The following is a 14,859-nucleotide window of genomic DNA, read 5'->3' on the forward strand; positions in this document are numbered from 1 at the left end:
TGGAGGAGCTGTGGCGCCGCCGGGAGATCGCCCGTCCGGCTCTCGCCTACGCGGCCCGCGCCACGGCACCGCTGCCCGCACCACCGCCCTGGCCGCCCCAGGCGTACGGATACGTCGCCCCGCCCGCGCGGCCGTACGGGTGGCCGGCCCAGGCGTCCGCGCCGGCCCCGTATCCCGCGTACAACCCGTACAGCTCGTAGCGCTGGACGGTCACGGCGCGGTGCGCCGGTGGACGTCACCGGTGCACCGCGCCGACGGGCCGGCCGTTACGCGGACGCCTGTGACAGGCGCTTCAGTTCGTCGTCCGTCAGCACCAGGTCCGCGACGCCGAGCAGGGCCGGGAGCTGCTCCACCGTGCGGGCGGAGGCGATCGGCGCGGCGACCGTCGGCTGTGCGGCCAGCCAGGCGAGGGCGACCGTCGGGACGGCGTCGTCGTGGGCCGCCGCGATCTCGTCGAGGGCGGCGAGGACCCGCGGCCCGCGTTCCGTGGCGAGGTGCTTGGCCGCGCCGCCCGCCCTCGGAGAGTCGACCGTGGTGCCGGGGCGGTACTTGCCGGTGAGGAAACCGGCGGCGAGCGCGAAGTACGGGACGGCCGCCAGACCGGCCCGGGACGCGAGCTCCAGCAGGGCGCCCTCGTAGGTGTCGCGCGAGACGAGGTTGTAGTGGGGCTGGAGCGCGACGTACCGGGCGAGGCCCTCGCGGTCGGAGAACTCCAGGGACTCCCGCAGCCGCTCCGGGGAGATGTTGGAGGCGGCGATGTGCCGCACCTTGCCGGCCCGCACCAGCTCGTCGAGGGCGCCGATGACCTCCTCGACCGGCACCTCGGGCTTGTCGAAGTGCGTGTAGTAGAGGTCGATGTGGTCGGTGCCCAGGCGGCGCAGCGACGCGTCGGCCGCGGCCTTGATGTTGGCACCGGACAGCCCGGGGTACGCGGGGTGCTGGCTGACCTTGGTGGCGACCACGATGTCCGCGCGGTTGCCGCGGCTCTTCAGCCACTTGCCGATGACGGTCTCGGACTCGCCGCCCTCGTTGCCCTCGATCCAGGCCGAGTAGGAGTCGGCCGTGTCGAGGAAGTTGCCGCCGGCGGCGGCGTAGGCGTCGAGCACGGCGAAGGACCGGGTCTCGTCAGCCGTCCAGCCGAAGACGTTGCCCCCGAGGGAGAGCGGGAAGACCTCGAGATCGGACGAACCGAGCTTGCGAAGAGAAGTCATGTACGGCCTCAACGCCCGTACCGGATGGATGTATTCCACAAGCACCGGGTGCGGTGCGCGCCGCCGTCCGGGCCCGGACGACCAGCAGCCCTGACGTCGGGGGGGTTGACGTCAGGGCTGCCGGAGATCGGAGATCAGGGGTTGAGGCCCTTGCTCTGGAGCCACGCCATCGGGTCGATGCCGGTGGCGGCGCCGCCGGGGTGCACCTCGAGGTGCAGGTGCGGCCCGGTGACGTTGCCCGTGGCGCCCACGCGTCCGATGACATCGCCGGTGGCGACCTTCTGGCCGACGGTGGCGCTGATCGACGACTGGTGGCAGAACCAGAGTTCCGTACCGTCGTCGAGGGTGAGGATCGTGCGGTAGCCGTACGATCCGGCCCAGCCGGCCTCGGTGATGGTGCCGCTGTGGATCGCCTTGATCAGCGTGCCGGTGGGCGCCGCGAAGTCGAGTCCGGTGTGGTAGCCGGAGGACCACATGGAGCCGGCCTCACCGAAGCGCGAGGTCAGGGTGTACGACGAGGTCGGCAGCGAGTAGCTCTTGGCCAGCTCGGCGAGGCGCTCGGCCTCGGCCTTCTGCTTGGCCGCCTCCTCCGCCTTCTTCTTCGCGGCGGTTTCCTTGGCCTGGGCCTCGTCCTGCTGCTTGGCGGCGGCCTGGACGGCCTTCTGCGCGGCGGCGGTCTGGACGGCCTTCTGCGTGGCGGTGTCGGCCTGGTTCTGCTGCGACTGGGCCTGCGCCATGATGCGGTCGCGCAGCGCCTCACCGGCGTCGGTGCTGCCCTGGGCCGCGTCGACGCTGGTCAGACCGGCGGTGGTGAGCGGAGTCGTGGAGCCCTTGGGGGTGCTGGATCCGCCGTCCGATATCAGGGCCTTGGCCGACGCGGTGACCGACGACAGGTCGGGCAGTGAGATCGAGACGGGCGCCTTGCCCGGAGCGGCGCTGGCGATGCCACCACCACCGACGGCGGCTATGACACCGACGCCGAGAACCGTGGAGCTGCGGGCGAGTCCTCCGCCGCGCTGCTTGCCCGTGCGGTGCCGGCCGCGGACGGGAGCGAGGGAATCCGCGGTGGGGTTCCACTCCTCCCAGGGTCCCTCGTCCTTGCCATAGCCGAAGGTGTGGGCTTCGTTCGGCGCGAACGAGGTTGGCTGAGCGGGCCGGTTGGACGCCACGTGGGCGCACTCCTTTCCTTCCTTGCCGCCTACCGGGTTAGCTGACGGGTTCGGAGCAGGAAGGTCTCCTACGGGCGATTGCCACCGTGCTTCCACGGCGGATTACGCTCGATTCACCCCATGAGGTGGGTCCCCGGTTCCCTTGCGGGATTCGGCGCGTGCGCACGGAGCCGCCTCTTGTGACGGTTGTGACGACCGCGCTGCGTTATCGAACGTTAATAGACCCGGGTGCCGAATTCCAAGCTGTTCCGGCTGATCATTAACGCCTCTTGGCCAGGACTTTGGGGTCATGGACGATGAAAAACGGGCGAGTTGACCGCGTGCCGCTTGCACGGATTTCCCTGACGGTAAGTCAGTTGCTATGCGGAGGGGAACGGTCCGATCACTGTTCGTGACGCCGGACGGCGAGCAGCGCAAGGTCGTCCGTCAGCGGGCCGCCCGTGTGCGCGCGGGCCGCCTCGAAGAGAGCGGTCAGCAACGCGTCGGGGCCGGGAAAGACCCGTCCGGCCAGCCAGGCGGCCGGATCGAAGAACTCCCCCCGCGCGTCGCGGGCCTCGGACAGTCCGTCGGTGTGCAGGAGCAGCGTCGCCCCGCGCGGAAATCCCTCCCGCAGCGTCGGGGCGGGTTGGCTTCCCAGGTCACTCATCCCGAGGGGCAGCGCGAAGGACTCGGCGGAGAGGGTGACGAGCGCGCCGTCGGGATACAGCAGCAGGGGCGGCGGATGGCCGCGGTTGACGACGCGTACGACACCCTCGCCCTGCGGGATCTCGGCGAGGACGGCGGTCGTGAACCCCTCGACCGCGTCGACGCTGTCGCGCCGGGTGCCCGCGCGCGTCAGTGCCCGCTCCAGGCGCTCCGCGACGCCCCCCAGGGTCGCCTCCCGCTCGGCCGCCTCCCCGAACGCCCCGACCACCGTCGCGACAGCGGCCACCGCGGTCATGCCCTTCCCCCGTACGTCGCCGACGACCAGCCGCACGCCGTACGGGGAGTCCTGCACCGCGTACAGGTCCCCGCCGATGAACGCGTCCTCCTGCGCCGCCTCGTACCGGGCCGCGACCTCGAGCCCGGCGATCGTCGCCTCGGGCTCGGGCAGCACGGCGCGCTGCGCGAACGCGGCGATCTCCCGGACGGAGGCGAGCCGTTCGTCGCCGCGCCGGACCACGGTGTTGATGAGGACGGCGAGGACGGCGGCCGTCGTCACGGTGACCACCTCGGTGACCGCGTCGACCTGAAGGACGATGTCGAGCACACTGTGCGTCACGAGCACGGCGCCCACGGCGAGGACGCCGGCGAGAACGGTTCCGCGCAGCGAGTAGAGGGGCGCGGCGACCAGGGGTGCGGCCGCGAACAGGGGGGCCGCGGTGAATTCCGACGGGGTGAAGTAGTCGTAGACGATCCCGGCGGCGACGAGCAGCACGGGCAGGGCCCGGACGAAGGCGCGTGCCCACACGATCCGGCGCGGCTCCGCTGCCGCCGAACCGGGTGACACGACACTCCCGGGCCCGTGGACACCGCGGGACGGACGGCCGGCCGGGTCATGAAACTGTCCGGTCCGCCGCTCACCTCCTGGCTGCCCCACCCGTCCAGAAGAACCGGCGCGCGGGCGGCGGGCGACCCCTGTGGCCCGACCGGGGGAGCGCGGCGTCGTCCGCCCGAACGGAACCGGCCGGAGAAATCGGTGGGACAAACACCAAGGGCCGGAACTCGTGAATCCGAGTTCCGGCCCTTGGCCTTCAGTAGCGGGGACAGGATTTGAACCTGCGACCTCTGGGTTATGAGCCCAGCGAGCTACCGAGCTGCTCCACCCCGCGTCGTTGAAACCAGTGTACGCCATCCGCGGGACCCGAAGCACACCCGTTCAAACCCGCCCCTCCCGCAGCGCGGGCACCCGCTCCCTACCGGGCCGCCAGGTGCCGGTTGGGGGCCTCGGCGCGGTCCGCGTACTCGGGGAGGACGACGACCTCGGCGCCCGCGGCGGCGAGGAGTCCGTTCCCGTCGGCGTCCGTGACGAAGGTGTCGGGCTCGCGCCATGCGGTGACGACCCGCCGTACACCGGCGTCGAGGATGAGCCGGGCGCACGGCGCGGGCCGGGAGGCGCGGTGGGCGCACGGTTCCAGGCTGCTGTAGACGGTGGCGGCGGCCAGCCGGGGATCGGCCGGGTCGATCTTGGCGAGGGCGGCCTCCTCGGCGTGCGCGACGGGGTCGTCGCCCTCGCGGGAGTGGCCCCGGGCCAGTTCGGTCCCGTCGGCGGCGACCACCACGGCGCCCACGCTGAACGCGGTCTTCGAGGGCGGGCACAGCTCCGCCAGCTCGCAGGCGAGCTCCAGCCACCGCCGGTCGGCGGCCGAGGCGAGCGAGCCGGTGCCGGGCGCGGTGGGGACGTACCGGATGAGCACGACGTCACCGACGGGCCGGGTCTCCACCAGCCGCATCCGGCCCGGGGGGTACTCCCCGGTCCCGAACAGCCGCGGCGCGTCGGGCTGCCCGACGAAGAGGGGGGCGACGGCGAGCTGCAGTTCGTCGGCGAGCTGCTCGCGCACGAGCTGGGTGTGGACCTTGCCGCCCCCTTCGACCATGAGGCGGCGCACCCCCCGTACGTCGTGAAGGTGTTCCAGCAGCACCCGCCAGTCGAGCCGGGGGCCGGTCGGGACGACGTCGACGTCGACGAGGCCGTCGAGCGCGGCGGCGGCGCGCGGCGCGCCCTCGTCCGTCGTGTAGACGACCTTCTCGCCGCCCGTGTGCCAGAACTGCGCCCGCGGGTCGAGCTCTCCGGAACCGCTGACGGTGACCTTCAGCGGGTACTCGGGACGGCCGTCGGCGACCCGGGCCGCACGCCGCTCGGGGGAATTGACCAGGAGCCGCGGGTTGTCCGTGCGCAGCGTGCCCGCACCCACCAGGATCGCGTCGCTGGACGCCCGCACCTCGTCGACCCGGTCGAAGTCGGCCGGGCCCGAGAGCAGCAGCCGCTCGGGGCCGGTGTCGTCCAGGAAGCCGTCGAGGGAGACGGCGGCGGACAGCAGGACGTAGGGACGGGGCATCGGGACGCATCCTCCGGTCGCACGCGCACAGGAATCCGGGCGCAGTGGTTCAAGTTTTAAACAATACCTAGACTGGTCTCATGACGACCCGCTGGCTCTCCGCCGCCGAACAGCGCGCCTGGCGCTCGTACATCTCCGCGACCTCCCTCCTGGCGGACGCCATCGACCGCCGGCTGCAGGCGGAGGCGGGGATGCCCCACCTTTACTACTCCATCCTGTCCCGGCTGTCCGAGGCTCCGGACCGGCGGCTGCGGATGACCGACCTCGCCGAGGCCCTGAAGATCACCCGCAGCCGGCTGACGTACGCGGTGGCGCGGCTGGAGAAGGACGGCACGGTACGCCGTGAGGGCTGCCCCACCGACAAGCGCGGGCACATGACCGTGCTCACCGACGAGGGCATGACCCTCCTGGAGCGGGTGGCGCCCGCGCACGTCGAGACGGTTCGGACGGCGGTCTTCGACCATCTGACCCCGGAGCAGGTGGGACAGCTCGAGGAGATCTGCGGAACCATCACCCGGGCCATCCAGAGCGGAGATCCCGGGGCTCCCGGGGAGGATCTGCCGTGGCGGCGGCGTTCCTGCTCCTCGTAGGACACCCGAGAGGGCTCGAAACCCGTTGCTTGAAGTTTTAAGCAGATGTAGGGTCTCGTTCCGAGGCTGTGCTTCAAATCTGAAGCACAGCCCGTACGAACCTGCCGGACGGAGAGACACCATGCGCGACCACCCCACCGCCACCGTGCGCACCCGCGTCCGCGTACCCCTGCGCTTCGGCGACGGCTACTCCGTCGACGCCGAACTCGTGACCTTCCACGGCCTCGACGACGGCAAGGAACACCTGGCCGTCGTCCTCGGCGAGCCCGGCGCGAACCCACTGGTGCGGCTCCACTCCGAGTGCCTGACCGGCGATGTGTTCGGCTCGGCCCGCTGCGACTGCGGACCCCAGTTGCGCGAGGCGGTGGAGCAGATCGCGGAGCGCGGCGGCGTCCTGCTGTACCTGCGCCAGGAGGGCCGCGGCATCGGCCTCTACAACAAGCTCGACGCGTACGCCCTCCAGGACCAGGGCCTCGACACCTACGCCGCCAACGCGGCCCTCGGCCTGCCCGAGGACGACCGCGACTACACGGCGGCCGCCCAGATGCTCCGGGCCCTCGGCATCGGCTCCCTGGACCTGCTGTCCAACAACCCGGACAAGGCCGAACAGCTCCGCGAACTCGGCATCACGGTCTCCCACCGCGTCCCGACGGGCGTCTTCACCACCGCCCACAACGTCCGCTACCTGCGCGCCAAGGTCCTCCAGACCCAGCACACGCTGCCGCTGCCTGAACTCACGGAGCACGCGGGGCTCTCCGGCCTCTCGGCGGGCTGACACCCCGGCAACGAAACAGGCCCCCGGTTCGGATACCTCTGAACCGGGGGCCTTTCCGTAGACCCTGTGGGACTCGAACCCACAACCAATGGATTAAAAGTCCACTGCTCTGCCAATTGAGCTAAGGGTCCCCGCACCGGAAAACACCGACACGGCGCACCGGCCCGCGCCGATGCATCCCCGAGCATAGCGGGACGTGGCCGGGACTCCGATCGGGTATCGGTGACCCGGCCACGCCCGAGGCCCCACAAGGTCAGGGATCGACCGGTTCGGGTGCACCCTTGCGGGCGGCCTCACGGGCGATCGTGCGCTGATGCCCGGGGTTGAGGAACCAGTGCCGGGCCGAGGCCAGCCACCAGGCCGCGGCGAAGCCGAGGACGACGAGCACGGCGACCGGGGCGTAGTTGAACGTCTCCCAGGTGACCGGGGAGACCTGCGGCAGCATGAACAGGACCGTGATGACGGCCACCCAGCCGACCGCGACCACCCCCACCGGCCGGGACCAGCGGCCCAGATGCCAGGGCCCGCGCTCGAAGTCGTCGCCCTTGCGCAGCCGCAGCAGCGTCGGGATGACGTACGCGACGTAGAGGCCGATCACCGCGATCGACGTCACGGCCGCGTAGGCCGCGTAGTTGATCAGGTACGGCAGGCCGAGCAGCAGGGCGCCGCCCGCGGCCAGCCAGACCGCCGCCACGGGGGTCCGCGTGCGCGGATGCACCGTGTGCCACACCGAGGAGAACGGCAGCGCGCCGTCACGCGAAAAGGCGTAGATCATACGGCTGTTGGCGGTCACGGAGGCCATGCCGCAGAAGAGCTGCGCGCCGATCACGACGAGCAGCAGGAGCTTGCCGGTCGTTGCGCCGAGCGCGTCCAGCAGGATCTGCGCCGGGGGCGCACCCGTCGCCGAGCCCAGCTCCTTGTCGTAGGACTGGATGGCGAAGGTGAAGCCGAGGAGCAGGACGAAGCCGGCGATCCACGAGGTCCAGATGGAGCGCACGATGCCCTTCGGCCCGGCCGTGGAGGCGTCGTGGGTCTCCTCCGTCATGTGGGCGGAGGCGTCGTACCCGGTGAACGTGTACTGGGCCATGAGGAGTCCGACGAGGACGACGTAGACCCCGCTGCCCCAGCCCGTGTTGTTGACGAACTTCGTGAACACGAAGTCCGCCGACTGGTGGTGGTCCGGCGCGAAGGTCAGCGCGCCGACGATGACGGCGACGCCGACGACGTGCCACCACACGCTGATGCTGTTGAGCAGGGCGACGATCCCCACGCCGAAGGTGTTGAGGAGACCGTGCAGGATCAGGATCGCGGTGAACAGGAGGATCGTGCGGCCCGGTGTCACCTCGAAGTCGAACTGGAGGTTCAGGTAGGCGCCGAGGAACAGCGCCGCGCCGAAGTCGATGCCGGCGGTCACCGCGACCTGGCCGAGGACGTTGAACCAGCCCGTGAACCACGCCCAGGCGGCCCTGCTGCGTTCCGGGGCGAGCCGGTGGGCCCAGAAGTACAGCCCGGCGGACGTCGGATAGGCCGAACAGATCTCGGCCATCGCGAGCCCGACGAACAGCGTCATCAGTCCGACCGCGACCCAGCCCCAGGTGATGACGGCGGGGCCGCCGGTGTTCATCCCGAACTGATACAGCGTCAGGCAGCCCGACAGGACCGAGATGATGGTGAAGGAGACCGCGTAGTTGGAGAAAGCCGACATGCGGCGAGCGAGAACCTGCGTGTAGCCGAGCTGGGCGAGCCGCTCTTCGTCCGACAGCCCAGTCGCTCTGGCGTCATCTGTCATGCACCCAGCGATTCCCTCGCCGAGTGCATGACATGCGCCGTACCGATGGGAAATGTGGCCAGAAAAGGCCCTTGTGGCCCTGCCGGCCGCCGACGATCTTCACGCCCGGGCCGAACGAGCCCGTCCCCGTACCGGCGTTGCGGTAGACGTTGCCGGACATGGCTCTCCGGGACTCGCCCCGGAGACGACGAGCCCCGGAAACGACGAAGTGGCCCCCACCCGGTCCGGGTGGGGGCCACATCAGGTCACTGCGCTGTCAGGCGTCAGCCGTTGCGCTTCCAGCGCGGCTTCTCGTCGCGGCGGAACGAACCGGTGCCGGTGCCCGTGCCCGTCGTGCGGTGGTCGTCGCGGCGGGCGGCCGGACGGTCGTGGCCGGAGCGGAAGCCGCCGCTCGCGGGACGGTCGCCCTGACGGTCACGGTTGAAGGGACGGTCGCTGCCCCGGTGGCCGCCACGGTCGTCACGGTTGAAGCCGCCACCACGGTTGTCGTCACGACGCTCGAACGAACGGCCACCACGGTCATCGCGGTTGAAGCCGCCACCACGGTTGTCATCGCGGCGGAAGCCGCCACCACGGTTGTCGTCACGACGCTCGAACGAACGGCCACCACGGTCATCGCGGTTGAAGCCGCCACCACGGTTGTCATCGCGGCGGAAGCCGCCACCACGGTTGTCGTCACGACGCTCGAACGAACGGCCACCACGGTCGTCACGGTTGAAGCCGCCACCACGGTTGTCATCGCGGCGGAAGCCGCCACCACGGTTGTCGTCACGACGCTCGAACGAACGGCCACCACGGTCGTCACGGTTGAAGCCGCCACCACGGTTGTCGTCACGGCGGAAGCCGCCACGGTCGTTGTCACGACGCTCGTAGTTGCCGCGCTCGTCACGACGCTGACGCGGCTCGTACGCGGGACGCTCGTCCTGCTCGGCGGCGACGGCCTCGACGGCCGGGGCCTCGACGACGGCCTGCTCGGCGGCCTCGGCGGCGGCGGCGACCGCCACCTCCGGGTCCTCGCCGCGCTCACGGGCGGCGCGGGCGACGAGACGGTCGGCCTCGCCGCGCAGCTCGGCGGCACGGCGCTGCGCGCGCTCCAGCTCCTTGGTGAGCTGCGTGACCTCACGCTCGGCCTGCTGGGCGGCGTCGCCCGCGGACTGGGCCTGGACCTCGGTCATCGACCGGGCGCCGGTGATCTCGGCGACCTCGGGCTCGAAGGCCGTACCCGAGTTGATGATGTGACGCGCGGCGTCGACGCCCGCGTCCTCCATCAGGCGGAAGATCTGGCGGCGCTGGTGCGGAAGCGACAGCGACACGACGGTGCCGGAGCGGCCCGCGCGAGCGGTACGGCCGGAGCGGTGCAGGTAGTCCTTGTGGTCACCGGCCGGGTCCACGTTCAGGACCAGGTCGATGCCGTCGACGTGGATACCGCGGGCGGCGACGTCGGTCGCGACGAGCGCGTTGACGTAACCGTCCTTGAAGTCGGCCAGCGTCCGCGTACGGGCGCCCTGCGTCATGCCGCCGTGCAGCGCGTCGGCCTTCACACCGGCGTCGCGGAGCTGCTCCGCGATGCGGTCGGCGCCGAGCTGGGTGCGCACGAAGATGATCGTGCGGCCCTTGCGGGAGGCGATCGCGGCGGTGACCGGCGCCTTGTCCTTGGGCTTCACGATGAGGATGTGGTGCGACATCGTCGTGACGTTGCCCTGCGCGCTGTCGACCTCGTGCGTGACGGGGTTGCTCAGGTAGCGCTTGACCAGCGTGGAGATCTCGTTCTCCATCGTGGCGGAGAACAGCATCCGCTGGCCGCCGGCCGGAACCTGGTCGAGCAGCTCGGTGACCTCGGGCAGGAAGCCCAGGTCCGACATCTGGTCGGCCTCGTCGAGGACGGCGATCTGGGTGTTCTCCAGCGAGCAGGCGCCGCGGTTGATGATGTCGCGCAGACGGCCCGGGGTGGCGACGAGGACGTCGACGCCGCGCTCCAGGGCGTAGATCTGGTTGCCCATCGACGTACCGCCGCAGACGACCTTCATCTTCAGGCCGAGGACGTCGCCGTAGGGCTGCAGCGCGTCGGCGACCTGCATGGCCAGCTCACGGGTCGGCGTCAGGATGACGGCGCGCGGCTTCTTCTTCTCGGTGTGGCCGCCGGCGAGCTGCGCCAGGGCCGGCAGACCGAAGGAGAGGGTCTTGCCGGAGCCGGTGCGGCCGCGGCCGAGGATGTCCTTGCCGGCCAGGGCGTCCGGGATGGTCGCGGCCTGGATGGGGAAGGGGGAGGTCACGCCGTTCTGCGCGAGCTTGCGGACGACGCCCTCGGGGAGACCGAGGTCGGCGAAGGTGAGCTCGGGGGCGGCGGACTCGGCGGACTCGGTGGTCTCGATCGCCTCGACCGTGGCCTCGACCGCGTCGTTGTTCTCGTTGTTCTCGGGCACGACGACGTGATCAGTACTGGAAACAGACATGCGAAATGCGAACCTTCCGGAGTTTCTTCGGCACGCGCCCAAACTCCGTGAAGTCGCAAACGACCGCCTCTATGCGGTCCGGCCACGGCAAGGGAGAGTACGCGCCACGCGGCGCTCTCTGCGGCGGCGCCGGGCAAATGGGATCAAACGATCTACTACCATACGCACCCTTCCCCCATGAAGGCAAACTGAGCCCCATACGACCAGGTGAGGGTGCATTCAAGCCACCTGCTCGCGTCATCCACGCTACCCCGCCCACGCCGACGGCGCTGTTGAACAGGCCACATCCACGCCTCCAGCGCCCGTGAACCCCGCCACACCGGCCGTGCGGCCGGACCCGCCGGGTCCGGCGGGGCGGGATCGGCGCCCGCCCCGCTCCCCTGCCTGCTACACCGGTGAGCCCGCCTCGGGGGCCGGTTCCCGCTGGATCAGCTGGGTCACCGGCTGTTCGTGGGCCGACGAGGACGGCTCCGGGGTTCCGGGGTCGGGCGGCGACGGCGGGGAGACCGGCGGGGGCTCGGGCGACGGCTCCGCCGAGGTACGCGTGGGAGTCGGCTCGCCCCCGGGCGGTGTGGAGGCCTTGGAGGGGGCCCCGTCCTTCTCCGTCGCCTTCGCGGACGGCTTCCCGCCCGGGGACGCCGACGCGTCGCCGGACGCGGACTCCCCCGGCTTCGCGGAGGCCTTTCCGCCCCTGCCGCCCTTTCCGCTCCTGCCGCTCTTCCCGCTGTACGAACCGACCCCGCCGCCGCCCACCGCGGACCCGTCGCCGGGCACCCCGTCGGCCCGTCTGTCCGCCGAGTGGGAGGGCCCCGGCCGCCCCGCGTCGTCGCCGACGCTCATGCAGCCGGCGGTGGCGGCCACGGCCAGGACCGCGGCGGCCAGACGGACGGGTACGTACAAGGCGCGCACGGGCGGCCACCTCCGAACGGGGTGTCCCCCGCTCGGAAGAAGCCGGGAGCGTGGGGAGAAACGGGAGTTCTCCCTGTCCAACTCCCGCCGCCCACGGGAGGACACGCGCCCCCCGGGCCCAACCGGGCCCGGAGGGCGCCTCCGTGAAGCCGGCGCTCCCCGCACGGCGGACGCGGCCGGGGAGACGCCGCGGGTCAGACGATCGCCAGCGGGGCCTGCGGGGCCAGCGCGGCCGCGATGCGCTGGGCGACCACCTCGGCCTGGTTGCCGTCGGGGGTGTCCTTGGTCTTGGTCGCGTTGACCGCGATGGCGAGACCGTCGGACGGGAGATACGCCTGGATCGCCGCGTAACCCGAGAACGACGGGTTCTGCAGGACCCAGCCGTTGATCACGATCACACCGAGCCCGAAGTGCTTGGCCTCGGTCTGCTCCAGACAGACCGTGGCGGGGCACGTGGCGGTCGGATGACCGAGACCGACCGTCCCCGGGTCGAGCAGCGTGCGGTAGGAGCTGCGCGAGATGAGCGCGCCGCTGCCGATGCCGGCCGCCGAACGGGCCAGGTCACAGACATGCGTGGTGATCACGGCGCCGGGCGCGGTGGTCCACGACGGGTTCCAGAAGGTGGACTCCTCGTACAGGCCGCGTTCGGACGTGAAGGCGTGCACGACCGGACGCGGGATGTCGGGGGTGAAGTTGTTCCGGGTGTTGTCGAGACCCAGCGGACCCGTGACCCGCTCCCGCAGGAGCTTGTCGATCCGGGTGCCGGTGATCTTCTCCAGCGCCTGGATCAGCAGCAGGTAATTGGCGTGCGAGTAGCTCCAGTTGGTACCCGGCTCGTACCAGAACGGGTGGCTGTAGGGGTACGCGAGCAACTGCTGCGGGGTCCAGTGACGGAAGGGGTGCGCCTCCAGTTCGGCCAGGAAGGCCGGGTCGGTGACGTAGTCGTGCAGTCCGGTGGTGTTGCTGGCCAGCATCCGCAGGGTGATCCGGTTCGCCTGGGGCACGCCGGGCAGCCAGCGCTCCACGGTGTCGTCCAGGCCGACCCTGCCCTCCTCGACGAGCTGCAGCAGGGCCGTGCCGACGTAGGAGAAGGCCACGGAACCGGCACGGAAGTGCATGTCCGGCTGGGCCGGGACACCGGTCATGGACTCACCGAGCGCGTCGGTCAGGACCTCGCGCCCGTGGCTGGTGACCTTCAGCTCCACCGACTTCAGATGCAGGTCGGCCTTGGCCTTCCGGGCGATGGCGAGGACCTCGCGGGCCTCGCCGCCCAGTGGTCTCTCGGTCCTCACACAGTCGTTCTCGCCATAGCGGGCCGGCGCCTGCGCGAACGCCGGCGCGGCGGCGGTCGTCTGGACCGTGACGGCGAGCAGCGCGGCGCAGAGGAGGGCCGTACGGGCCCGGGCGCGGGCGCCCGGACGGGCCGGGGAGGGGGTGCGTGTCATGCCCGCACTATCACCGGACGCTCCGGCCCCTTTCGTCAGAACACTCCGAAAATGGTACGAGACACCCCATGTGGGGCAGACGCCACGCCCCCTCCGCGGATCCGGCCCCCTCCGGGTCTCCGTCGTACACCGCCACCGGGGCGCCATCCCCGACAATGGCCACGTGCTGGAGATGACGCGCGAAACCTTCGAAGAGCTCGTGAGCCAGGCGCTGGACCGGATCCCGCCCGAGCTGACCCGGGTCATGGACAACGTCGCCGTGTTCGTCGAGGACGAGCCTCCCGCGGACGATCCCGAACTGCTGGGCCTCTACGAGGGCACCCCGCTCACCGACCGCGGCGAGTGGTACGCCGGAGTCCTCCCCGACCGCATCTCGATCTACATGGGCCCCACCCTGCGCCGCTGCGAGACCACGGACGAGGTCGTGCACGAGGTCGCCGTGACCGTGATCCACGAGATCGCCCACCACTTCGGCATCGACGACGACCGCCTGCACGAACTCGGCTGGGGCTGACCCGGCCGCCCGCACGCCCCTCCCGCGAGGGTGCCGGAACCCCGCATACCCGCACCACCCCTTGGGCAGACGGGACAAATGGCCCGCGTCCCCGTTGCCGCAACCGCCGCCGTCCGCCGCACGGCCGACCGCGCCGGACGGGCGCTCCACGCGCTCGCCCGCCGCCGCCCCGGCCGCCGCAAGGGCCCGGTGCTCGAACTCGCCCCCCGGGAAAACCCCTACAGCCGCGCCCTCGGGCTTCTGTGCGTGGTGCTGATCGGCGCCTGGCTGGGACTGCTGGTCGTGGGCAACGTCCGCGTCCCGGTCGGCCCCATGAACACCACCATGACCCTGCGCCCCTCCCTCACCGGCGGCACGAAGATCAACATCTCCCCTCTCGGCGCGCTGGAGCTGCGCAGCCACGAGGCCCCCCTGCGCCTGGACGTGGACGTCGACCGGCTCGACCCCGAACGCTCCCAGGCCCTCGTCGAACACCCGGAACGTCTCGCCGGACTCCAGGACGAGGTCGTACGGGACGTCGAGCACGGCACCCTCGACCTGGCCGTCCGCTCCTGCATAGCCGTCGCCGCCGGCGCCGGCGCCCTCGGTCTCGCGGTCTACCGCCGCCCGCGCCGCGCCCTCGCCGCCGGAGGTCTCGCCCTCTGCCTCCTGGCCGCCTCCGGAGCGACCGCCTTCGCCACCTGGAATCCCGAATCGGTCCTGGAGCCGAAGTACTCCGGCCTGCTCGCCTCCGCACCGTCCCTGGTCGGCGACGCCCGCAGCATCGTCAGCGAATTCGACGTCTACCAGAAGGAGTTGGCGCGCCTGGTGACGAACGTGACGAAGCTGTACGACGTCACGTCCACCCTTCCCGTCTACGAGCCCGACCCGACCACGATCCGGGTGCTCCACGTCTCCGACATCCATCTGAACCCGGCGAGCTGGAAGATCATCGCCTCGCTCGTGAAGCAGTACGCGGTCGACGTG

Annotated in this window: 11 protein-coding genes, 2 tRNA genes, 2 pseudogenes and 1 riboswitch; of the genes and pseudogenes, 5 read left to right on the forward strand and 10 right to left on the reverse strand. The window is 71.2% G+C overall.

The genetic code is table 11. The features are described from left to right. Positions 1 to 200, forward strand: a pseudogene (locus ACWEBX_RS33000) (PrsW family intramembrane metalloprotease); the annotation flags it as partial. Positions 201 to 266: 66 nt separating this feature from the next. On the opposite strand, the gene ACWEBX_RS33005 reads toward ACWEBX_RS33000, so the two are convergent. The 5 genes from ACWEBX_RS33005 to ACWEBX_RS33025 all read right to left on the reverse strand — a co-directional run bounded on the left by ACWEBX_RS33005 (position 267) and on the right by ACWEBX_RS33025 (position 5,418). Further along, positions 267 to 1,211 carry an aldo/keto reductase gene (locus tag ACWEBX_RS33005; RefSeq protein ID WP_451888445.1) on the reverse strand — a complete coding sequence of 315 codons (945 nt, stop codon included), beginning with the start codon at positions 1,209 to 1,211 and terminating at the stop codon, positions 267 to 269. Positions 1,212 to 1,345: 134 nt separating this feature from the next. Next, entirely contained in the window at positions 1,346 to 2,380 is a 1,035-nt protein-coding gene (locus ACWEBX_RS33010; protein ID WP_451888446.1) for a M23 family metallopeptidase, read from the reverse strand. Positions 2,381 to 2,391: 11 nt separating this feature from the next. Further along, positions 2,392 to 2,547: riboswitch (cyclic di-AMP (ydaO/yuaA leader) on the reverse strand. A gap of 215 nt (positions 2,548 to 2,762) precedes the next feature. Further along, positions 2,763 to 3,869 (reverse strand): PP2C family protein-serine/threonine phosphatase, encoded by a 1,107-nt coding sequence (locus tag ACWEBX_RS33015; RefSeq protein WP_451888447.1) that lies wholly within the window; start codon positions 3,867 to 3,869, stop codon positions 2,763 to 2,765. A gap of 248 nt (positions 3,870 to 4,117) precedes the next feature. Continuing rightward, positions 4,118 to 4,191: transfer RNA gene (locus ACWEBX_RS33020), tRNA-Met, on the reverse strand. Positions 4,192 to 4,275: 84 nt separating this feature from the next. Beyond that, positions 4,276 to 5,418: a dihydrofolate reductase family protein gene (locus ACWEBX_RS33025; RefSeq protein WP_451888448.1), complete on the reverse strand. Its 1,143-nt coding sequence runs from the start codon at positions 5,416 to 5,418 to the stop codon at positions 4,276 to 4,278. 80 nt (positions 5,419 to 5,498) lie between these two features. Between ACWEBX_RS33025 and ACWEBX_RS33030 the strand changes: the two genes are divergently transcribed. Together ACWEBX_RS33030 and ACWEBX_RS33035 are read left to right on the forward strand one after the other, a co-directional pair. Beyond that, positions 5,499 to 6,008 (forward strand): MarR family winged helix-turn-helix transcriptional regulator, encoded by a 510-nt coding sequence (locus tag ACWEBX_RS33030; RefSeq protein ID WP_451888449.1) that lies wholly within the window; start codon positions 5,499 to 5,501, stop codon positions 6,006 to 6,008. Between the two features lie 121 nt (positions 6,009 to 6,129). Next, entirely contained in the window at positions 6,130 to 6,783 is a 654-nt protein-coding gene (locus ACWEBX_RS33035) for a GTP cyclohydrolase II (RefSeq protein WP_451888450.1), read from the forward strand. 58 nt (positions 6,784 to 6,841) lie between these two features. Here ACWEBX_RS33035 and ACWEBX_RS33040 read toward each other — a convergent pair. The 5 genes from ACWEBX_RS33040 to ACWEBX_RS33060 all read right to left on the reverse strand — a co-directional run bounded on the left by ACWEBX_RS33040 (position 6,842) and on the right by ACWEBX_RS33060 (position 13,379). Further along, positions 6,842 to 6,914, reverse strand: a tRNA-Lys gene (locus tag ACWEBX_RS33040). A gap of 122 nt (positions 6,915 to 7,036) precedes the next feature. Beyond that, entirely contained in the window at positions 7,037 to 8,572 is a 1,536-nt protein-coding gene (locus ACWEBX_RS33045; protein WP_451888451.1) for an amino acid permease, read from the reverse strand. Positions 8,573 to 8,835: 263 nt separating this feature from the next. Continuing rightward, the gene (locus tag ACWEBX_RS33050) at positions 8,836 to 11,025 is read right to left on the reverse strand and encodes a DEAD/DEAH box helicase (protein ID WP_451888452.1); all 2,190 of its coding nucleotides are present in this window, start codon (positions 11,023 to 11,025) and stop codon (positions 8,836 to 8,838) included. A 387-nt stretch (positions 11,026 to 11,412) separates the two neighbouring features. Further along, positions 11,413 to 11,934 carry a hypothetical protein gene (locus tag ACWEBX_RS33055; protein WP_451888453.1) on the reverse strand — a complete coding sequence of 174 codons (522 nt, stop codon included), beginning with the start codon at positions 11,932 to 11,934 and terminating at the stop codon, positions 11,413 to 11,415. Positions 11,935 to 12,128: 194 nt separating this feature from the next. Continuing rightward, positions 12,129 to 13,379 carry a serine hydrolase domain-containing protein gene (locus ACWEBX_RS33060; protein ID WP_451888454.1) on the reverse strand — a complete coding sequence of 417 codons (1,251 nt, stop codon included), beginning with the start codon at positions 13,377 to 13,379 and terminating at the stop codon, positions 12,129 to 12,131. A 163-nt stretch (positions 13,380 to 13,542) separates the two neighbouring features. Between ACWEBX_RS33060 and ACWEBX_RS33065 the strand changes: the two genes are divergently transcribed. Together ACWEBX_RS33065 and ACWEBX_RS33070 are read left to right on the forward strand one after the other, a co-directional pair. Continuing rightward, positions 13,543 to 13,893 (forward strand): metallopeptidase family protein, encoded by a 351-nt coding sequence (locus ACWEBX_RS33065; RefSeq protein WP_382782861.1) that lies wholly within the window; start codon positions 13,543 to 13,545, stop codon positions 13,891 to 13,893. Between the two features lie 78 nt (positions 13,894 to 13,971). Continuing rightward, a pseudogene (locus ACWEBX_RS33070) lies at positions 13,972 to 14,859 on the forward strand (hypothetical protein); the annotation flags it as partial.

This window comes from Streptomyces sp. NPDC005070 (assembly GCF_053600395.1).

Excerpts from the sequence above, each read along its gene's own strand:
- ACWEBX_RS33005 (WP_451888445.1), bottom strand. The coding sequence starts at position 1,211 with ATGACTTCTCTTCGCAAGCTCGGTTCGTCCGATCTCGAGGTCTTCCCG.
- ACWEBX_RS33025 (WP_451888448.1), bottom strand. The coding sequence starts at position 5,418 with ATGCCCCGTCCCTACGTCCTGCTGTCCGCCGCCGTCTCCCTCGACGGC.
- ACWEBX_RS33030 (WP_451888449.1), top strand. The coding sequence starts at position 5,499 with ATGACGACCCGCTGGCTCTCCGCCGCCGAACAGCGCGCCTGGCGCTCG.
- ACWEBX_RS33035 (WP_451888450.1), top strand. The coding sequence starts at position 6,130 with ATGCGCGACCACCCCACCGCCACCGTGCGCACCCGCGTCCGCGTACCC.
- ACWEBX_RS33045 (WP_451888451.1), bottom strand. The coding sequence starts at position 8,572 with ATGACAGATGACGCCAGAGCGACTGGGCTGTCGGACGAAGAGCGGCTC.
- ACWEBX_RS33050 (WP_451888452.1), bottom strand. The coding sequence starts at position 11,025 with ATGTCTGTTTCCAGTACTGATCACGTCGTCGTGCCCGAGAACAACGAG.
- ACWEBX_RS33060 (WP_451888454.1), bottom strand. The coding sequence starts at position 13,379 with ATGACACGCACCCCCTCCCCGGCCCGTCCGGGCGCCCGCGCCCGGGCC.